This window comes from Sphingopyxis yananensis, assembly GCF_020687785.1.
GTDB lineage: Bacteria > Pseudomonadota > Alphaproteobacteria > Sphingomonadales > Sphingomonadaceae > Sphingopyxis > Sphingopyxis yananensis.
The window spans coordinates 590960-609514 of the sequence record NZ_JAJEWI010000010.1; the positions used below are offsets into that span (position 1 = coordinate 590960).

The window sequence follows — 18555 nt, forward strand, 5'->3', positions numbered from 1 at the left end:
TTGACCAACCCCTGGGCCATGGCAAAGAGCGACCCACGCTGGCAGGTCTCCTGGCTTGCGGGTCATCGCTTGATGCACGCCTTCCCAGAGCTAGGCTCCAGTGGCTGTTTCGACAGGCGAAACTGTGCATCTCACTCACCGCTCACAGTTGCAGGGACAGCCTCGGTTTCACAGCAGTTTGCTGATTACCGTGTTCCCATTTTAAACCCCAATTGGGGTACCAGCGCGATCATGTGAGGTTATCTCACGGGCGCACTCATAGCGGAGGGGTTTGATTTGGCAAGGCTGTGGGGTGATTTTTGGGCGCCAATTGGGCGCGGGCTTGTGATTTATGGCGGTTGCATAAGTGGTTAGATGTTGGTTTGAAGGATTTTCGTCACGCCAATAGAGACAGAGAAATAGTGTTTATGAACCAAGCCATTGAAGTGGGCCCGTTGACATTGGCATATGATCGCTTGTTGGCGGTCCTATTCATTTGGTTGTTTTTGGCGCTGGCGGCGCGCTGGGGGCGCGGCGCTGAAAGGCAAGGAATGGAGGCTGCCGCATGGTGGGCGCTGGGCGTCGGCATTGTCGCGGCGCGGCTGGGCTATGTGGCGCAAAATAGCGCGGCTTTTGGGGCACAGCCATGGACAATCTTCGCTGTCTGGCAAGGCGGTTTTTCCGTTGGCTGGGGCGTGGCGGTCGCCGCTGCGGCGGTGATTTTTATTGGTCGTCGCCGCGCCATCGTAGGGCCGTTGTTGCTGTTGCTTGGCGCGCTGAGCTTTGGGCAATATGTGGTGCATAATTTGGTGGCACCGCCACCGCGCGATTTTCCCAATACGCTGATTTTCATGGATATGGCGGGACAGCCCGTCCCGATAGAGCGGATGCGGGGGCAGGCGTTTGTCGTGAATTTATGGGCCAGTTGGTGCGGGCCGTGCCGCCGCGAAATGCCGATGATGAAAGATGTTGCGTCCAAATCATCGGTGCCGATCTTATTTGTCAATCAAGGCGAAGATGTAGGCCGTGTTGCAGCCTATTTGCGGGCCGAGAATATGGGCGATCATCATATGTTGCTGGACCCATTTTCGCAATTGGGGGCGGTGCTTGGGACACAGGCCCTGCCCACCACCTTATTTGTGTCGCCCGACGGGCAGATTATATCGCAGCATATTGGTGAAATATCCCGTGCGGCGTTGATGCAGGGGATGGAAAAAGCCGCAACGCATCAAGCGGATGGGCGCAATATGGCCGTTGATGCCAGATGATGTCAGCGCCCCTGACAAGAGCGGGGGCGCTGTTAGTCGATAATCCGCGCAAAGGCCGCCGCCGTGCCATAGGGTGATGACACAGCTGATGGAGCGGGCACCGCATAAGAGCTGCTGTTTTTCTGGGGCTGGGCCATGGTGGGATGGCCAAAGACCATTTCGATGCTGTGGGCGCATATTTCCGTGAGGTCATCGGCCAAGCGGTAGTGAATTTGCTTGGCTTCGCGGCGGGTTTCCACCAGCGATGCCTTGCGCAGCTCCGCCAATTGTTGGCTGAGCGCGGGTTGGCCAATGCCGGTTGCTTCATCAATCGCCGATACGGACAATTCCCGATGGGCCAGCAAAGCGGATAGGATCATCAGCCGCTGTGGTTGCGCGAAGATTTTTAGCTTTTCGGCCGCTTGTTGCGCGGCTTGTTTGTCGGTCCACAGCGCGTTCATGATGCTGTCCTGCAAAACCAGTCATCGGCGCTGATGTCGTCAGATGGCGGCAGCAATAAGGGGTCGCCAATTTGCCAATTGGCTGGGGTGTAAAATTCGCCCGACGCAGCCGCTTGCAAGGCCGAGAGCGTTCGCAGTAGCTCGTCCACCGAGCGGCCAACGGCCATAGGATATTGTAGGATCGCTTGAATGACGCCTGCGGGGTCGATGATATAGGTTGCGCGGACGGCGGCGCTGTCGCGCGCGTCTGGTGCAATCATGCCATAAGCCTTGGCGACATTCATGGATGGGTCTTCGATGACGGGGAAGGGGATTTTGACATCGAACAGATCGTCAATGGCCTTGGTCCACGCCAGATGCGACCATAGGCTGTCCACCGACAAGCCCAGCAGCGCGCAATCGCGCTGTGCAAATTCATCGGCTGCGCGGGCAAGCGCAACAAATTCGCTGGTGCAGACCGGCGTGAAATCGGCTGGATGGGAAAAGAACAACAGCCAGCGCCCGCGATAATCCGACAGGCGGACAGGGCCCATGGTGGTCCGCGCCTCAAAATTTGGGGCGGTGTCACCCATGCGCAGGGCCGGTGGAACATCATTCATCATAGTTTCGTTAATCATAAAATATCTGTTTCATTCTCTGCGCCTTGACGCAAGACATATTCATAATTACATAAATTCAAATTCAAGATAATGAAAGTGTGTAAATATGGATCCGGTGATAGAAAATATTGCGCAGAAAATCTCTGCAGCAGGCCGAGATTCTGCATGCGTACATTCCTTTTTTGATGAGCCCACCAACACCGTCAGCTATATCGTCTATGATCCAGCGACACGGGTGTCGGCGGTGGTTGATAGTGTGTTGGATTATGATGCGCCGTCAGGGCGCACTGGTTTTGCATCAGCCGATGCGATTGTGGAATATGTGACCAAGCATGATCTGTCGGTCGCGTGGCTGTTGGAAACCCATGTCCATGCCGACCATTTGTCCGCCGCGCCATATTTGCAGCAGAAGTTGGGCGGAAAGCTGGCCATTGGCCGCGCCATTTTGGATGTGCAGCATATTTTCGGGACGCTGTTTAACGAGGGCAGTGAATTTTCCCGCGATGGATCGCAATTTGATAGGCTGCTGGACGATGGCGACAGTTTGCCGCTGGGCGAGCTGAGCATCTCGGTGCTGCATGTGCCGGGGCATACACCCGCAGATTTGGCCTATGTGATTGGTGATGCGGCCTTTATTGGGGATACGTTATTCATGCCAGATTATGGCACGGCGCGGGCGGATTTCCCCGGTGGTGATGCGCGGACGCTGTTTCATTCTATTCGGCGCCTGCTGCGTTTGCCCGCGCAAACACGTTTATTTTTGTGCCATGATTATAAGGCCCCCGGACGCGATGATTATCGCTGGGAAAGCAGTGTGGCCCAGCAACGCGCTGAAAATGTGCATGTGCATGACGGCATAAGCGCGGATGAATTTGTGGCGATGCGCGAAGCGCGTGATGCCACATTGTCGATGCCGCGCCTCATCCTGCCGAGCATCCAAGTGAATATGCGCGCGGGGCACCTGCCAGAACCCGAGGATAATGGCGTTCGTTATCTGAAAATACCGCTGGACGCCCTGTAATGTTGGCTAATTTTCCGCATGCCGCGCCGATCGAAGGATTGGTTGGCGGCCTGATGATTGGAACGGCCGCCGCGATCATGCTGTTGGGGCTGGGCCGGATTGCCGGAATTAGCGGGTTGATGGCCCAATTGTTGGGCATGAGCGGTACGCCGCGTGCGCGCCATGTGGCGGCGATGTTTATCATCGGCTTGCCCGTGGGCGCGGCCTTGATGGCGCTGGGCGCGCCCGTCGCCCTAGAGATGAGCGCAACGCCAGCCATGATGGTGGCTGGCGGTTTGTTGGTCGGTTTTGGCACAAGATTGGGCAGCGGCTGCACCAGCGGTCACGGCGTCTGTGGTTTGTCGCGCTTGTCGGCGCGCTCCTTTGTCGCGACCGGGTTGTTCATGGGCGCGGCTTTTGTGACCGTGGCCATGCTGCGCGCGGCGGGACCCTTTTGATATGCGGCTGATCCTTGCTTTATTTTCCGGTGCCTTGTTCGGGGCCGGTTTACTTTATTCCGGCATGGCGAACCCCGCCCGCGTGACGGGGTTTTTGGATGTTTTTGGTCGGTGGGACCCGACCTTGGCCTTTGTTATGATGGGGGCGATTGTCCCGATGACGCTGGCGTGGTTCGTCCAGCGTTCCATGTCTCGGCCCTTGGTGGAGGACAGATTTTCCCTGCCAGAAAAGCGCGAGTTGGATGCGCCCTTGGCCATCGGCGCCATTATATTTGGTGCGGGTTGGGGGCTGACTGGCATTTGTCCGGGCCCAGCGGTCGCCAATTTGGGCATCAATCCGCTGGCCATCCTGCCCTTTGTGCTGGCGATGATCGCCGGAATGGCGGTTCACCATCTGTGGGCGCGCCGAAGCCAGAATATATCGTGAGAGGTTTATGGTTCAGATGATGAAATTAACGCCGCAATATGCGGTTTTGCCCCAGCCCAGCCTTGAGGATGTGGCCGCATTGGCGAGCGCAGGATATCAAAGCCTGATTTGCAACCGCTATGACGGCGAAGATGCGGATCAGCCGAGCGCGGATAGGGTGGCGCAAGCCGCGCGGGCGGCGGGCATGACCTTTGTCCATATTCCGATTGCCAGCCCCGATATCAGCCCAGCCGATGCCCATGCCATGGCGGCGGCATTGGCCCGATGCCCGCAGCCCATTGCCGCCTATTGCCGCAGCGGCGCACGGTCCAAAGCTTTATATGATGCGGCGCAGAATATGGGCGGGCACAAGCAATATGATATTGTGATTGTTGGCGGGGGTAGCGGCGGAATTAGCTGTGCCGCCAGCCTGTTGAAACGGCGGCGCGATATTTCGATTGCGATCATCGAACCATCGGATGATCATTTTTACCAGCCGGGTTGGACCTTGGTGGGGGCAGGGGTGTTTACGCCGGAACATACAAGGCGGCGCACGCAAGATTTGATCCCCAATGGGGCCGACTGGATACAGCAGCATGTGCGCGCTTTTGACCCTGACCAGAAAAGCGTGTCCTTGGAAGATGGTACCCGCATTCAATATCGCGCCTTGGTTGTCGCGGCGGGTATCAAGCTGGATTGGGATGCGGTCGATGGATTGAACGCGGCGCTGGGTGACCATGGCGTGACCAGCAACTATCGGTTTGATTTGGCACCTTATACCCGCCAATTGGCGCGCGGATTGAAGCAGGGGACGGCGCTGTTCAGCCAGCCGCCCATGCCGATTAAATGCGCAGGCGCCCCGCAAAAAGCCATGTATCTGAGCTGCCATCATTGGGAAGAAGAAGGCCGTTTGGGGAATATTTCCGTCGAATTTCACAATGCCGGCGCTGTGTTATTCGGCGTCGCGGATTATGTTCCCGCCCTAGAGCAATATATTCGGCGTTACGGCATTGACGTGCAATTTACGTCGAAATTGGTGGCGGTGGATGGGCCTGCGAAAACGGCTGTTTTTGCCCAGACGCGTGGGGATGATGTCCAGCATGTTGAGCGGAAGTTTGACATGCTGCATGCGGTGCCGCCGCAAGTCGCGCCCGAATTTATCGCGCAGAGCGTGTTGGCGGATGCGTCCGGCTTTGTTGCGGTGGACCCCGCAACATTGGCCCACCCAATGTGGGGCGATATTTTTGCGTTGGGCGATGTCGCTGCGACCAGCAATGCCAAAACAGCCGCCGCCGTGCGCAAACAAGTGCCGGTGGTTGCCGAAAATGTGCTGGCGATGCTGGCGGGGCACGCTCCGGTGGCGCATTATGACGGATATGGTAGTTGCCCGCTGACCGTCGAGCGTGGGAAAATTGTGTTGGCGGAATTTGGCTATGGCGGGAAATTGCTGCCCAGTTTTCCGAAATTCTTGCTGGACGGACAAAGGGCGACGCGGCGCGCATGGTTTCTGAAAGACCGACTGTTGCCGCCCATTTATTGGCACGGCATGTTGAAAGGCCGTGAGTGGCTGGCCAAGCCCCAGAAAGCGGATCTAGGGTCATGATATTAGAGCCCATGCAATATGCGTTGGGCCTGCTGTCCGGCGGGCTGGTGGGGGCGACGTTGGGGCTGGTTGGCGGCGGCGGGTCCATCCTTGCGGTGCCGCTGATGGTCTATTTGGTTGGCGTGTCGAACCCGCATGTCGCCATTGGCACCAGCGCGCTGGCGGTGGCGGCCAATGCCGCCGCTGGCTTAGCCAATCATGCATGGGCGCATAATGTGAAATGGCGTTGCGGTGGCATATATGCTGCTGCGGGTATGGTTGGTGCGCTGGCTGGGTCGATATTTGGCAAGATGGTGGACGGTGAAAAACTATTATTCCTATTTGCCTTGGTGATGCTGTTGGTGGGCGTGTTGATGCTGAAAGGGCGCGGTAATCCGGGCAATCCGGGCGCGGAATGCAACCGCGAAAAAGCCCCCAAGGTGTTGGGCTATGGTTTCGGGTCTGGTATATTTTCCGGCTTTTTCGGCATTGGCGGTGGCTTTTTGATTGTGCCGGGTTTGGTGGCATCCACGGGTATGCCCATTTTATTGGCGGTTGGTACGTCTTTGGTTGCCGTCACGGCCTTTGGCTTAACGACGGCGGCTAGCTATGCCTTTTCGGGCTATGTTGATTGGTCGTTGGCCGCTCTGTTCATTGTTGGCGGTGTGGTAGGGACATTTGCAGGAACAAGGCTGGCCGCGAAATTGGGCAGCAAGCAGGGGATGTTAACCACGGTATTTGCCGGCCTGATCTTTTGTGTGGCGGCTTATATGTTGTGGCAAAGTGGCGGGGCCATGTTCGCGGCCTAGGGCGGCGAATATGGCGGCATTATCATATTCGAAAAAATGACAGCGGCGCGGGAATAAGTGGGTTCCCGCGCCGCTGTTATTTGTGATGGATAACGGAAAAATATGGTTGAACAGGCGTCGGCAATGTTGAACCATTTGCACCATGCCATCACCGACGATGGGGGCGGCAAAAGATAAAAAGAATATGGGGAGTGATATGGAAATTCAGGCAGCCATTGTTCGTACGGCGGGCGGCGCATTTTCGGTGGAAGGTGCCGAGTTGGAAGCACCCCGTGCTGGCGAGGTGTTGGTGCGCATAGCAGGGGTCGGCCTGTGTCACACCGACCTGATCGCGCGGGACCAATTTATTCCGGTGCCACTGCCAGCGATATTGGGCCATGAAGGCGCAGGAATTGTCGAAGCGGTTGGCGAGGGCGTGAGCAAAGTTGCGGTTGGTGATGCGGTCATTTTGGGTTTTGCGAGTTGTGGGCATTGCGCCCGATGCGACGAGGATCTGCCGTCCTATTGTCAAAGCTTTCCGATATTAAACTATGCCGGTGCGCGGCCTGATGGAAGCTCGGCGGCGAGCCAAAAGGGCGCACGGGTTTCGGCGCATTTCTTTGGTCAAAGTTCTTTTGCATCCCACGCCATGGCCAATCAGCGCAATGTTGTGAAAATTGATGCGGCGGATTTGCCGCTGGAAATTATGGGCCCATTGGGTTGCGGCCTGCAAACAGGTGCGGGCGGCATTATGCGGTCGATGGTTTGTCCGGCGGGGTCGAGTTTGGCGATCTTTGGTGGCGGGCCGGTTGGGCTGGCCGCCGTGATGGGCGCCGTAGTGCAACAATGTTCGACGATTATTTTGGTGGAGCCCATATCTGCACGGCGCGACATGGCGCTGGAGTTGGGAGCAACGCATGTCATTGATCCCAATGCTGGCGATGTGGCAGCGCAAATCAGGGCGATTGTTCCGCAAGGCGTCGAATTTGCCTTTGAAACCAGTGGACAGGTGGTGGTGGTTCAGGCCGCGATGACTTGTTTAACCAGCCATGGCTTGCTGGGGTTGGTGGGTGTTCCGCCGCGCCCCGATGACAGCCTGTCCATCAATTTGGCGCAATTTATCAGCCTTGGTTATCGTATTCAGGGGATTATCGAAGGCGATAGCGATTTGGACGGATTTATTCCGCAACTGGTCGACCTGTATCGGCAAGGCCGATTTCCATTTGATAAATTGGTGAAGGTTTTTCCGCTGAGCCAAATTAATGAAGCCATTGCGGCGCAGGCACGCGGGGAAGCCATTAAGGCGGTGCTGATCCCTTAATGAAGGACATTGGCCTGCATCATCCATTGGGGGTGATGCAGGCCAATAATATATGGGTTAGGCGATCAGATCATCATCGGGGTCGGAGTGAAATTCGTGCCACATACCGTTGAGGATACCAAAGCCAACGGCCAAGGTTACGCCAAGTATCCAACTGAAATACCACATGGATGCGTTCCCTTCAGTAAAGATCGGGGTTGGAGCCGACGTCAGCGGACGTGACGCGGCCAAAGAGGACTTTATAAACCCATGCCGTATAAAGCAGGACCAGCGGCAAGAAGATCAGCGTCACGATCAGCATGATGAACAGCGTGACATGACTGGATGATGCGTTCCACACCGTCAGGCTGGAGGCTGGGTCAATAGAGCTGGGCAGGATGAACGGGAACATCGACAAGCCAACCGTGGCGATAATGCCAAAGCTGCCCAGCGACGATCCGCCAAAAGCCAATGCTTCGCGTTGGCGCAAGATACCAAATAGCGCGACAAGTGGGCCGACAATGCCCAGCAGCGGCGCGATCAGCATCCATGGGTAGAGGCTGAAATTGTTCAGCCATGCGCCCGATGCCGCCACGGCGCCAGCCAGATGCGGGTTGGATGGGCCGGAGGGCGCGATAACGCCGTCGATTTGGAAGCCCATGCTGCCTTGTGCGATGAAAAGGCCGCCAGCCAAAAACAGGATGACAGATAATATCGCCGCGATGGCACCGATACGGGTCGCGCGGTTATGCACGGGGCCGCGTTCGATTTTAATCGCCAGCCATGCCGCGCCGTGCAGCACCATCATGGCGACAGACAAAAGCCCAGCCAGCAGCGCAAAGGGGTGGAACAGGTCGATCAGCCCGCCTTCGTAAAAAGAGCGAAGATCGCTGTCGAGGCGGAAGGGGACGCCGCTAAGGACGTTGCCGACCGCGACACCAAAGACCAGCGCGGGGACAAAGCCACCGATGAACAAGGCCCAATCCCACCGGCTGCGCCATTTCGGGTCCGCCTTTTTCGAGCGATATTTAAAGCCCACTGGCCGCAAAATCAGCGCGGAAAGAACCACAAACATCGCCAAGTAAAAGCCCGAAAAGCTGACGGCATAGACCAGCGGCCATGCGGCGAAAATCGCCCCGCCGCCCAGAATGAACCAAACCTGATTGCCTTCCCATGTTGCGCCGACCGAGTTGATGACCAAGCGGCGTTCCGCATCGGTTTTCGCGACAAAGGGCAGCAAGGTGGCCGCGCCCAAGTCGAAGCCGTCGGTCAAGGCAAAACCGATTAGCAATATGCCCATCAAGGCCCACCAAATGAGCCTTAGGCTGTCATAATCGAGGGGGATATCCATGTCCCTTCTCCTTATTCGGCGGGCAGCGGGCGATAGCCGCTGGCATGTTGATCGTCTGGATGGTCAGGACCGTCTTGGGCGGTGCCATGATGGTCGAACGGACCCTTGCGAATGGTCGCCAGCATCAGCCGAACTTCGATAACCGCCAGCGCGCCATAGAGCAGCGTAAAGCCGATGATGGTTGTCCAAAGCTGGGCTATGGTCAAAGAGGATGCCGCAAGGAATGTCGGCAGTACGCCTTCGATAGCCCAAGGTTGGCGGCCCACTTCGGCCAAAATCCACCCAAATTCGATGGCAATCCACGGCAAGGGAATGACCCAGACGGCGGTTCGCATAAACAAGCGGCAAGGGCCCTGTTCGCAATGGAAACGGCGCGTTGAGGCAATATAAAATGCCGCTGCAAAGAAAGCGATGAAGAAGAAGCCGAGCCCCGCCATGACGCGGAATACCCAGAACATCACAGGGACATTGGGGACCGTGCTCCATGCGGCTTGAAGAATATCGTCGCTGCTGGCCTGACGTGGGTCCGCCACAAAGCGCTTGAGCAGCATGGCATAGCCAAGATCCTGCTTGTTGCGTTCAAATTCTTCGCGGGCGGCAAGGTTGGTGCGATCGACCTTGAGTTGTTCCAAGGCGGAATAGGCGCGGACGCCATTTTCAATCCGTTCCTCGGCTTTGATGACAAGCTGGCTGATGCCAGTGACTTCGCCGCTGAGGCTGCGCGTAGCAATCAGCCCCAGCGCATAAGGAATTTTCACTTCATAATAGGTTGTTTTATCGTCGACGCTGGGCAGGCCGAACAAAGCAAAGCCAGCCGGAGCGGGTTCGGTGTGCCACATGGCCTCGAGCGAGGCGAGTTTCATTTTTTGGTTGTCGGTCAGGGCATAGCCGCTTTCATCGCCCAGCACGACGACGGACAGCGACGATGCAAGGCCAAAGGCCGCTGCAACCGTAAAACTGCGCTTGGCGACGGCGGTCCATTTGCCGCGCAGCAAATACCAAGCCGAAACACCCAGCACGAACACCGAGGCGCAAACATAGCCCGCACTGACGGTGTGGACGAATTTGGCCTGTGCAACGGGGTTGAACAGGACGGCCATGAAGTCGTTCACTTCCATCCGCATGGTATCGGGATTGAAATGCGCGCCGACGGGGTTTTGCATCCAGCCATTGGCGATCAAAATCCACAAAGCGGACAGGTTGGACCCAACGGCGACCAATATAGTGGTCAACAAATGGCCTAGCTTGGACAATTTGTCCCAGCCAAAAAACATCAAGCCGACAAATGTCGCCTCAAGGAAAAAGGCCATCAGCCCTTCGATGGCCAGCGGCGCACCGAATATGTCACCGACATAATGGGAGAAATAGGACCAGTTGGTGCCAAATTGGAATTCCATTGTAATTCCGGTGGCGACGCCCAGCACAAAGTTAATGCCGAATAATTTGCCCCAAAAGCGGGTGATCGTCCGCCATATTTCGCGGCCTGTCATCACATAAATGCTTTCCATGATCACGAGCATGAAAGACAGACCAAGGGTCAAGGGGACAAATAGGAAGTGATATAATGCAGTTAGCGCAAACTGTAACCGAGACAGTTCAATGACGGCCATGTCCATGGCATGATTCCTCGCGTTCCGTTCGGCCATGCAGCAATGCATGAGTCGGTTGTAAAGGCAACAATTACCCACTACACGTAACTGAGTATATGAACAACCGATTTCATTTGAAACATGTCGCCATATTTTGGATTGCGGACAGTTTAGCAGCCATTTTATTGGCTGCTGCACTGGCATTTGGGGTGTCGGCTGTGTCTGGCCGCGGTTCCTTGGATAGGGCCCAGTGGCCGGAGATATGGCTGGCGATCGCGGGTATCGGTATTGCCGCCATGCTGCGGGCGCTTTTACTGATCGCCAGCGCCGACACCGGTGAAGTGGCAGCAAAGCGCGCGAAATCGGTGTGGCGCAGCCGCATATTTCCGCATATTTTGACATCTGCGCCAGCGCAGCAATGGATGCTGGGCGAAACGGTGGCCGATGCGGTTGACCGAATAGAAGATTTGGGCGGATATCATGCGCGTTTCCTGCCCCTGCGGCGGGCGGCGGTCGTGGCTCCCCTTTTGGTCGCAGCGGCGGCTTGTGTGGGAAGCTGGGTCGCAGGGGCGATCATGTTGGCGACCTTGATCCCCTTTGCTATGGGAATGGCGCTGGCCGGAACGGCTGCGGCGCGAGCTTCTGCGCGGCAGATGGAAGCCTTGAGCCGGTTGTCGGGCGTCTTTGTCGACCGCATACGGGCCTTGCCTGTCATCACATCCTTTGGGGCCGAGGACCGCGTCAGCCGTCATCTGGCCGATAGCACCCAAGATGTGGCGACGCGAACCTTGGCCGTGTTGAAGGTGGCGTTTTTGTCCAGCGCGGTCATTGAATTTTTTGCGGCGCTGTCGGTGGCGCTGGTGGCGCTATATTGCGGGTTTAACTTGCTGGGTTTGTTGCCATTTCCAGCACCCGAAACCCTAAGCTTGGGTGAGGCGCTGTTTGTGCTGGTGCTGGCCCCTGAATTTTATCTGCCGATGCGGCGCTTGGCCGCCGCTTATCATGACAAGCAAGTGGGGGAAGCCGCGATCGAGCGGTTGGAGCAGATTGCGCCGTCCTCTGCGCCTTGCATCACGCCCCCCATGGTCGCCGCACCCATGCTGAGATTTGATCAGGTGGTGGTGGATTATGGCGAGACAAAAATTGGGCCATTTTCGCTGGAGGTTCCAGCGGGCAGCCATGTGGTGCTGCGCGGTGCGACGGGGGTGGGTAAATCTAGCTTGCTTCACGCCTTGGTGGGGCTAGCGCCGCTACAATCCGGCCGAATTTTGGTGAATGACCAAGATGCCCATGGGATGCTGCTGTCCGGCCAAATTGGGTGGGTTGGCCAATCGGTGGCGCTGGTCGCAGCAAGTTTGGCCGACAATATCCGGTTAAGCCGCCCCGATGCCGATGACGATCAAGTCATGCAAGCCGCGCAGCGTGCGGGGCTGGGCATGTTGATCGCGAGCCGCGCCGAAGGGCCGGACCTTTGGCTGGATCATCGCGGGTCGGGCCTGTCGGGCGGAGAGCGGCGACGGGTGGGTATTGCGCGGGCTTTGTTGAAAGATGCGCCATTGTGGTTGGTGGATGAACCCACGGCAGATTTGGATGCCGTGTCGGCTGCCCAGATCGCCCAGATTTTGCGGAGCGCGGCTGTGGGGCGCACTTTGTTAATGGTGACCCATAGTGATGATTTGGCCCAAATCGCTGATCAGCAGGTGGTGTTGACATGAGGCAACCGGATTTGGAGCAGTTATTGGCTGAAGTGGCCGCACCTGAGCAGCGCGATTTTGCGGTCGCCGGTCTGTTGGCGGGCACAGTGGCCATGACGGCGGTGTTGCTGCTGGGTGTGTCAGGCTGGTTTATCACCGGCGCCGCGCTGGCTGGACTGGGCGGGGTGCTAATGGTACAGACGTTCAATTATCTGTTGCCTAGCGCTGGCATCCGCTTGCTGGCGATAATGCGTACTGCGTCGCGTTATGGCGAGCGACTTTATGGTCATGGAGCGGCGCTGCGGACCTTGGCGCGCCTGCGGGCGCGATTATTCGACCATATATTGACCATCAAGGATGTGCGTGCGGTGTCGGCAGGCGATGCGGTGACGCGCTTGGTACAAGATATTGGTGCGCTGGAGGATGATTTGGTGCGGCGGCCCGCACGTGCTGCTGCGATGATGGGCGGCGCGGTGGGAGTGGGCTTGGCATGGCTTGTTGCCCCTGCCGCAAGCCTGACGTTGCTGCTGTTGCTGGGGGTCGTGATTTTGTGGGCGCGTTGGGCCACGCCGCGCTTTTTGGCGGCTCCTGCGGCGGATTTGGCCGACGGTCAGGCGCGGTTAAAAGCGATGATGCTGGACCACGCGGCCGCTGCGCCGGAAATTTTGGCTTATGGTTTGGCGGGGGTGATGACCCGCAATTTGGAAACGCAAGCCGCCATGACGGACAGCGCCCGCCGGCGTTTGGCGCGCGGTGAAGCCGTGGTGGACGCTGGGTTGCTGCTGGGCGGCGGTGCGGCTATGGCGTTGATGCTGACACTATCGACCGCAACATTGCCATTGACCGTGTTGGCGGTGCTGGCCGCAGCGGGCGCGGTGGAGGCGCTGGGCGGTTATGTGCGTGCCATTGCGCGCGGCGCGGTGGTCGCGGAAGCACGAGCAAGACTGGCTGCGATGACGCATCAGCACGCAGCGGATAGCGGCGAAGACAAACCCCAATTTATGGGGACTGAGGACGGTAAGGCTGGCCCCTGTATTGGATGGGACACCGGAGGCGATCGTATCACCCTGATGGTGGGGGAGCGTGCCGCTATTTTTGGCGCATCGGGCAGCGGAAAGACCCATTTTCTGGAGCGGTTGGCGGGTGTTCGGCCTGTGACGGCGGGCGATGGATTTTATCTGGACGGTCAAAATGTTGCGAACTTTCCCTTGGCGGCCGTGCGGGCGGTTTTTGCTTGGTCGCCGCAGGATGCCCAAATGCTGTCGGGTACCATCTGTGACAATTTGCGCCTAGCGCGCCCAGGGTTGCGGGATGATCAATTGTGGGAGGCGCTGCGTATCGCCTGTTTGGATGACGATGTGCGCGCGATGCCGCATGGACTACATCAGTGGGTGGGCGACGGCGGATCGCGCTTGTCGGGTGGACAGCGAAAGCGATTGTCGATTGCACGGTCTGTGTTGGCTGGCCGCCCATGGTTGTTGTTAGATGAACCCAGCGAGGGGTTGGATAGTGAGACCGAGCGTCGCTTGGTCGCACAGTTGGACAATTGGTTGACGCACAGCGGAACGGGTTTGGTGGTGGTCAGTCATCGTCCGGCGCTGCTGGGGTTGGGAGGCCGTCATTTCACGGTGAATGATAGCGGGCAGATGATCGTGGGCGAGGCAAGCGACCCGTATTGAGCGGCGCAAATGCTGCCAAATTTACGCGCGTCAGGGACTGGGGCTGCATTTGTCCGATAGGGGACGGGCGGCGATGCTTTTGCTGTTTCAATAATGTTCGGTGGACGCAGAGAAACTGATGTTAACGCCTTAAATTCGTAACGAGTCAAAGTCTTGCTCGTTGTCATTATTTATATGATTTTAGGGAAGTTCTGGTGCTGCTGGGGAGGATTGAACTCCCGACCTCGTCATTACCAATGACGCGCTCTACCACTGAGCTACAGCAGCAACCGTGCCGTCAGCGATGCGTTGTTCGCTGCGGTGAAGGCCCTATGGCGATCTGAATTCGACCTGTCAACACAGTCTTGACGAAAAAGACAATATTGTTGAATGCACTACGTGTGACCAATATCAAAAACCCTGCCGCTGAGGAGCGTGCCCGCCGCCTGAACGAGGCTTTGCGTGAAAATTTGCGCAAACGAAAAGCCCAAGCCCGTGAAAATAAAGCGGCTATGCTTCCAAAAGACGAAGCTTAACGGCGACAACGTCGCCCGCGGTCAATGTTTCGGCGCGGCGTACGGCAAGCTTGACTGGCAGAAGCCAGCCGCCGCTGCTTTTATGGGGGAAGAGGGAGGTTGCCCATCGTGTCGCTCCGATCCTTGCCTCTACCTTGACGGAGCCGAAACCTGCGCGCCGTATCAGCCAAGGGCCGCTAATGGCCGCAATTCGAATGGCGTCTGCGATTTCTCCGTCAATCGTCAAAAAATGCCATGCGCCGCTTTGATCATCTTTTGCCCAGCGAACGAGCAGGGCGTTTGTTTCAAATATTTCTGACATGCCGACTCCCTATATGGGTGATGATTCGGACAATCTGATATTTTTACGAAAATTCAATGCTAACACGGCCTGTTTTCGGTCCTTTTAGGAACTGGACCGGTAGAGATGAATTTGGGGCTTCGCATTTTATAAGCCGCAATACCGCCGAAAATTCGGCGAAGTTTTATTGGATGAGCATGTTTTTTCATGGAAAGTTCGCATGATGCAAGCAAGTGGCTTGCGTAACGCCAGATGACCGTCTAGTGCCCCGCAACATCCAGTGCATGCGGAGCGGTGGCCGAGTGGTCGAAGGCGCTCGCCTGGAAAGTGAGTATACGTCAAAAGCGTATCGAGGGTTCGAATCCCTCCCGCTCCGCCATTATATCTTCCCTAACAGTTCGCATCCGTTCGCGGAGGCATGCTTACCCGCCATTTTGGGTGCGGAAAGTTGCAATTGGCGTTAGCGTCAGTTCATGGATATTCGCCCATTTCCATGATATTTTCTATAGTATTTTCCATGGTATTCGAATTTGGATCCATGTGGTTGTCGTTGCTTAATCCATCATGCAGTGGGGCTTGCTCCCCGCAATACTGCCGCTGGCACGTTTAAGACAATGCTGGCTGCTCATTGCCTTGTGATTCTGATGATCAGCATTGCAGGACGACAAGTGAGTTAGCCCACAGTTTGTTCGCGCTTACATCTCTCTGAGCAATTGAAATTCACCATCCGGCGTGGAGCAAGCTTGAGGGCGTCAACGGGCCTGAACCGCAGTGGCCCATTCCGGCCGGGACGAGGCAGCAGGAAGGGCCACGCCACTGTTATCATTTCAACACTGCGCCCAGCGCATGGGACAACGCATCGCACGCGCCCGAAAATAGACGTCATAAGCGCGAAGGCGAGGAGGGGAATGGATTGGGGGCATGAAGGTTGGATCTTTACGGGTTCGTCGGGGCTACGCCGGAGTTCGGGGCGTATTTCACATGATCTTGAATTTAGCAGTTCATTCGTATATAGATTGAATGTCAATTCAAATTATATACGGTTATATGTCACCAATCCGATCCTCTCCGCGCGCCCATTTTGGAATACGCTTTGCTTTGCTCGCCCGCCGTTGGCGCCGGTCACTCGATACACGCCTAGCCGACGCCGGCCTCACCGGTACAAGCTGGGTGCCACTTGTTCATCTGGAAGAAACTGGCGGGGGCATCAGCCAGAAGGACTTGGCTTTGCTGGTTGGCGTTGATGGCTCCAGTCTGGTGCGCGTACTGGATATTCTAGAGAGAGACGGGCTCATTGAACGGCGGCGCGATGCGCGCGATGGCCGAGCGCGATTGCTTCATCTGACCGATGAAGGTCGGCGGCGGGTGGCGGAAATACGCAATGAACTTGGCGAAGGCGAAGCAGAAATGTTGGCGGACCTTTCTGATGCCGAGATTGAGGTGATGCTCGATTGTTTCGCCCGCATTGATCGCCGCTTGGGTGACCTTGCTCAACCCGATCGACCGAGTAATGGCCGATGAGTGATCGCAGCAATCGCGCACGTGGCCGCAGTACATGGCCGGTGCGCCGTGTCGATGCCGTTCGTCATCTACTGCATCCGCGGCAGATGCGCGACAGCTTGAGGTTGACCCGCCAACCCTTTTGGCGAAATGCATCATTGGCTGGTATGCAGTCAGCGCTTGCCGCAGCGATTGCTCTACCTCTTGTTTATTTGTCGCCTTGGTCGCACCTGATCGGCTATGCTGCACTGGGCGCGCTTGTCGCGCTGTTTGGCCGTTTCGCACCCGAGCGTAGCCGTAACAGCATCTTGTTTTTGTGCGTGGTGGTTCAGACATTTGCGGTATTCATTATGTCCGCGGCAGGGTGGCTCGGCATGCCTCTGCTTGCCATGTTCATCATATTGGCGCTTGCCTGCGGCGTCTTTTTTTTCATTGCGGCGGCGGGAAGCTTCGGTCCGCCGGGACCGCTGATCTTTATTTTTGCCGCCGGTGCGGGTATGTCCCACGCCGCTACCTTTCAGCAAGTGCTAGAGCGCAGCGCCGCCACCGCCAGCGTGGCGTTGCTGGCTTGGGCCATTTGCGCGGCGAGCGAGACTTTTCGCCACCATCCAGCGCCGGATCTGGCTTTGCCCGCGGAACGTTCCCCTTCTCTGAGGCCGTTGTTGATCGCGTCTGCGCGTAGTGCGTTCGCAGCGGCTGTTGCGATCTTTGCTGCTCATGCGCTCGGCGCGGACTATCCTGTCTGGGCTGCGATGGGCGCATTAGCGGTGATGCAAGGGGCGCATCTTCATCTCAGTATGAACCGAGCGATTCAGCGCATGGCGGGCACGGTTGTGGGCGCGCTGCTGGTCTGGTTCATTCTTGATCAAAATCCGTCGATCTGGACAGTGTTCGGGCTTCTCGTGATCCTGCAATATGCGACGGAACTGATCATCGGCAGCAATTATGCTCTGGGACAGATATTGGTAACGCCGATGGCGCTTTTGATGACCCACCTTGCTGCGCCGCATATGGAAGGACGTGCAATGGTGTCCGAACGGGTAACGGACACTTTGTTGGGTGCGGCCATCGGCATTGTCATTGCGGTTGCGTGGTCGTCACTCGAGGACCGCCACCGCCTTGCCCGCTATGTCGCGCAGCGCCGCTCGTCATCCTGACATCATGTGCATTCGGCGAACCCACAATTTGGTCGATCGGTCCGCGGGACGTTATAGTGGACATATTGCTGGTTCAGAGGTTTGTGCTAGCCGAACGGGGCAGGTTTTGGAATAAGTGGATGGTTGCGCCGCTGCTTCTGCGTGGCATATGGTGGTCAGGAATAGTTGGCCTTATGTCGGAGCACGCCAAAGGCCGCTATACTTGGACATTCTCCAAAACCCGCCAGTCGCCTGACTTCCAGCATCCGCCAGCGTGTTGAGCTCGATAGTCGCTCCGCGTATGGCACACGCCAATCCTCAATTCTCTGGCATTTTTGACGATTGCCACACCGCCGAAGATGCGCGGTCCCGCGAATTTGCATGTCGGTCAACGCGGTCCACTCTCCTCAGCGTGAATTGCCGGGCCTCACAGAAAAAGACCGCGCCGATTTTTTGGGCGCGGTCGAGAAGTATTTGATGGGCTAAATGTGTGGCTTATAGCAATATTATCGCTGCACCTGCACAAGAGTTAAGTGGGCAGGGCTTCCTTGAGGAGGCAGATTAACCCGTGTGTCGGTGATCCACAATAGCTTGCCAGAGCTGTCCGTGATGCGCGCTGATACCGCATAGATCCGACGTGGGATGATCTTTGTCGGATCATAGTCGAGCGAGAAAGCAATGGGCACTTGCCGCCCTGCCGTGTTGATCTCAGTCTCTGCGATCGTAACAGACGGGGCGTCGGCCAAGCTGACATCAGAAATTTTGACGTTTAATACGGCATCATCGGGCAAGGCGATGCGCTGGCGATAGGTCGCTGTACCAGTGAGGGTGGCGCGCGCTGCTGGCACTTCTCCCCTATCGGGCTGCGCCGACCCGTCCGTGGATTGGCAAGCCGACAAAATGGCCAGAGCAGGCAGCAGCATCAAGGAACGCATCATGTCTCATCCTATTTAAGCGGATTATGGTTCATCCGAATTTTAGGGAACATCGC

General features: G+C 57.1%; 18 protein-coding genes, 2 tRNA genes and 1 riboswitch. Of the genes, 12 read left to right on the forward strand and 8 right to left on the reverse strand.

All coding sequences use genetic code 11. The annotated features are described in order from the left end of the window. Positions 1-23: 23 nt before the first annotated feature. A riboswitch (cobalamin riboswitch) is annotated at positions 24-240 on the reverse strand. Positions 241-407: 167 nt separating this feature from the next. After that, positions 408-1247 (forward strand): TlpA disulfide reductase family protein, encoded by an 840-nt coding sequence (locus tag LKO31_RS14220; RefSeq protein WP_227691197.1) that lies wholly within the window; start codon positions 408-410, stop codon positions 1245-1247. Between the two features lie 32 nt (positions 1248-1279). Here LKO31_RS14220 and LKO31_RS14225 read toward each other — a convergent pair whose 3' ends face one another. Continuing rightward, on the reverse strand, positions 1280-1687 hold the full coding sequence (locus LKO31_RS14225; RefSeq protein ID WP_227691198.1) for an ArsR/SmtB family transcription factor: 408 nt from the start codon (positions 1685-1687) through the stop codon (positions 1280-1282). Then, positions 1684-2304 (reverse strand): peroxiredoxin, encoded by a 621-nt coding sequence (locus LKO31_RS14230; RefSeq protein WP_227691199.1) that lies wholly within the window; start codon positions 2302-2304, stop codon positions 1684-1686. The genes LKO31_RS14225 and LKO31_RS14230 overlap by 4 nt, the downstream gene beginning before the upstream one ends. 88 nt (positions 2305-2392) lie before the next feature. On the opposite strand from LKO31_RS14230, the gene LKO31_RS14235 reads away from it, so the two are divergent. The 6 genes from LKO31_RS14235 (at position 2393) to LKO31_RS14260 (ending at position 7841) form a co-directional block, all read left to right on the forward strand. After that, a complete protein-coding gene (locus tag LKO31_RS14235; protein ID WP_227691200.1) occupies positions 2393-3307 on the forward strand; it encodes an MBL fold metallo-hydrolase in 915 nt (304 codons plus the stop codon). Next, complete coding sequence (locus LKO31_RS14240) at positions 3307-3744, forward strand: YeeE/YedE family protein (protein ID WP_227691201.1); 438 nt, start codon at positions 3307-3309, stop codon at positions 3742-3744. Before LKO31_RS14235 ends, LKO31_RS14240 begins: the two co-directional genes overlap by 1 nt. Before the next feature lies 1 nt (position 3745). Continuing rightward, positions 3746-4171, forward strand: coding sequence for a YeeE/YedE family protein (locus tag LKO31_RS14245; protein WP_227691202.1), 426 nt, complete (start codon positions 3746-3748; stop codon positions 4169-4171). A gap of 7 nt (positions 4172-4178) precedes the next feature. Then, positions 4179-5753 carry a bifunctional protein tyrosine phosphatase family protein/NAD(P)/FAD-dependent oxidoreductase gene (locus LKO31_RS14250; RefSeq protein ID WP_227691203.1) on the forward strand — a complete coding sequence of 525 codons (1575 nt, stop codon included), beginning with the start codon at positions 4179-4181 and terminating at the stop codon, positions 5751-5753. Then, entirely contained in the window at positions 5750-6541 is a 792-nt protein-coding gene (locus LKO31_RS14255; protein ID WP_227691204.1) for a sulfite exporter TauE/SafE family protein, read from the forward strand. The genes LKO31_RS14250 and LKO31_RS14255 overlap by 4 nt, the downstream gene beginning before the upstream one ends. Positions 6542-6737: 196 nt before the next feature. Further along, the gene (locus LKO31_RS14260; protein ID WP_227691205.1) at positions 6738-7841 is read left to right on the forward strand and encodes an NAD(P)-dependent alcohol dehydrogenase; all 1104 of its coding nucleotides are present in this window, start codon (positions 6738-6740) and stop codon (positions 7839-7841) included. Between the two features lie 57 nt (positions 7842-7898). Here LKO31_RS14260 and cydX read toward each other — a convergent pair whose 3' ends face one another. Genes cydX through LKO31_RS14275 form a run of 3 tightly spaced genes read right to left on the reverse strand, consistent with a single transcriptional unit; the run spans position 7899 to position 10787 of the window. Continuing rightward, positions 7899-8009 (reverse strand): cytochrome bd-I oxidase subunit CydX, encoded by a 111-nt coding sequence (gene cydX, locus LKO31_RS14265; RefSeq protein WP_227691206.1) that lies wholly within the window; start codon positions 8007-8009, stop codon positions 7899-7901. A 13-nt stretch (positions 8010-8022) separates the two neighbouring features. Further along, positions 8023-9171, reverse strand: a complete 1149-nt coding sequence (gene cydB, locus LKO31_RS14270) for a cytochrome d ubiquinol oxidase subunit II (RefSeq protein ID WP_227691207.1) — start codon at positions 9169-9171, stop codon at positions 8023-8025. Positions 9172-9182: 11 nt separating this feature from the next. Next, a complete protein-coding gene (locus LKO31_RS14275) occupies positions 9183-10787 on the reverse strand; it encodes a cytochrome ubiquinol oxidase subunit I (RefSeq protein WP_227691208.1) in 1605 nt (534 codons plus the stop codon). 89 nt (positions 10788-10876) lie between these two features. Between LKO31_RS14275 and cydD the strand changes: the two genes are divergently transcribed. Continuing rightward, positions 10877-12475: a thiol reductant ABC exporter subunit CydD gene (gene cydD, locus LKO31_RS14280; RefSeq protein ID WP_227691209.1), complete on the forward strand. Its 1599-nt coding sequence runs from the start codon at positions 10877-10879 to the stop codon at positions 12473-12475. Between the two features lie 11 nt (positions 12476-12486). Further along, the gene (locus LKO31_RS14285; RefSeq protein WP_227691210.1) at positions 12487-14133 is read left to right on the forward strand and encodes an amino acid ABC transporter ATP-binding/permease protein; all 1647 of its coding nucleotides are present in this window, start codon (positions 12487-12489) and stop codon (positions 14131-14133) included. A 192-nt stretch (positions 14134-14325) separates the two neighbouring features. Here LKO31_RS14285 and LKO31_RS14290 read toward each other — a convergent pair. Then, positions 14326-14400, reverse strand: a tRNA-Thr gene (locus tag LKO31_RS14290). A gap of 222 nt (positions 14401-14622) precedes the next feature. After that, positions 14623-14949: a DUF1905 domain-containing protein gene (locus tag LKO31_RS14295; RefSeq protein WP_227691211.1), complete on the reverse strand. Its 327-nt coding sequence runs from the start codon at positions 14947-14949 to the stop codon at positions 14623-14625. Between the two features lie 267 nt (positions 14950-15216). On the opposite strand from LKO31_RS14295, the gene LKO31_RS14300 reads away from it, so the two are divergent. The 3 genes from LKO31_RS14300 to LKO31_RS14310 all read left to right on the forward strand — a co-directional run bounded on the left by LKO31_RS14300 (position 15217) and on the right by LKO31_RS14310 (position 17585). After that, a tRNA-Ser gene (locus tag LKO31_RS14300) sits at positions 15217-15307 on the forward strand. Positions 15308-15975: 668 nt separating this feature from the next. Then, a complete protein-coding gene (locus LKO31_RS14305) occupies positions 15976-16449 on the forward strand; it encodes a MarR family winged helix-turn-helix transcriptional regulator (protein ID WP_227691212.1) in 474 nt (157 codons plus the stop codon). After that, on the forward strand, positions 16446-17585 hold the full coding sequence (locus tag LKO31_RS14310) for an FUSC family protein (RefSeq protein ID WP_227691213.1): 1140 nt from the start codon (positions 16446-16448) through the stop codon (positions 17583-17585). Before LKO31_RS14305 ends, LKO31_RS14310 begins: the two co-directional genes overlap by 4 nt. A 485-nt stretch (positions 17586-18070) precedes the next feature. On the opposite strand, the gene LKO31_RS14315 is transcribed toward LKO31_RS14310, so the two are convergent. After that, on the reverse strand, positions 18071-18502 hold the full coding sequence (locus tag LKO31_RS14315) for a YbaY family lipoprotein (protein ID WP_227691214.1): 432 nt from the start codon (positions 18500-18502) through the stop codon (positions 18071-18073). Between the last annotated feature and the right edge of the window lie 53 nt (positions 18503-18555).

Excerpts from the sequence above, each read along its gene's own strand:
- LKO31_RS14225 (WP_227691198.1), bottom strand. The coding sequence starts at position 1,687 with ATGAACGCGCTGTGGACCGACAAACAAGCCGCGCAACAAGCGGCCGAA.
- cydX (WP_227691206.1), bottom strand. The coding sequence starts at position 8,009 with ATGTGGTATTTCAGTTGGATACTTGGCGTAACCTTGGCCGTTGGCTTT.
- LKO31_RS14235 (WP_227691200.1), top strand. The coding sequence starts at position 2,393 with ATGGATCCGGTGATAGAAAATATTGCGCAGAAAATCTCTGCAGCAGGC.
- LKO31_RS14255 (WP_227691204.1), top strand. The coding sequence starts at position 5,750 with ATGATATTAGAGCCCATGCAATATGCGTTGGGCCTGCTGTCCGGCGGG.
- LKO31_RS14315 (WP_227691214.1), bottom strand. The coding sequence starts at position 18,502 with ATGATGCGTTCCTTGATGCTGCTGCCTGCTCTGGCCATTTTGTCGGCT.
- cydD (WP_227691209.1), top strand. The coding sequence starts at position 10,877 with ATGAACAACCGATTTCATTTGAAACATGTCGCCATATTTTGGATTGCG.
- LKO31_RS14245 (WP_227691202.1), top strand. The coding sequence starts at position 3,746 with ATGCGGCTGATCCTTGCTTTATTTTCCGGTGCCTTGTTCGGGGCCGGT.
- LKO31_RS14275 (WP_227691208.1), bottom strand. The coding sequence starts at position 10,787 with ATGGACATGGCCGTCATTGAACTGTCTCGGTTACAGTTTGCGCTAACT.
- LKO31_RS14230 (WP_227691199.1), bottom strand. The coding sequence starts at position 2,304 with ATGATTAACGAAACTATGATGAATGATGTTCCACCGGCCCTGCGCATG.
- LKO31_RS14260 (WP_227691205.1), top strand. The coding sequence starts at position 6,738 with ATGGAAATTCAGGCAGCCATTGTTCGTACGGCGGGCGGCGCATTTTCG.
- LKO31_RS14240 (WP_227691201.1), top strand. The coding sequence starts at position 3,307 with ATGTTGGCTAATTTTCCGCATGCCGCGCCGATCGAAGGATTGGTTGGC.
- cydB (WP_227691207.1), bottom strand. The coding sequence starts at position 9,171 with ATGGATATCCCCCTCGATTATGACAGCCTAAGGCTCATTTGGTGGGCC.
- LKO31_RS14250 (WP_227691203.1), top strand. The coding sequence starts at position 4,179 with ATGGTTCAGATGATGAAATTAACGCCGCAATATGCGGTTTTGCCCCAG.
- LKO31_RS14295 (WP_227691211.1), bottom strand. The coding sequence starts at position 14,949 with ATGTCAGAAATATTTGAAACAAACGCCCTGCTCGTTCGCTGGGCAAAA.
- LKO31_RS14310 (WP_227691213.1), top strand. The coding sequence starts at position 16,446 with ATGAGTGATCGCAGCAATCGCGCACGTGGCCGCAGTACATGGCCGGTG.
- LKO31_RS14305 (WP_227691212.1), top strand. The coding sequence starts at position 15,976 with ATGTCACCAATCCGATCCTCTCCGCGCGCCCATTTTGGAATACGCTTT.
- LKO31_RS14220 (WP_227691197.1), top strand. The coding sequence starts at position 408 with ATGAACCAAGCCATTGAAGTGGGCCCGTTGACATTGGCATATGATCGC.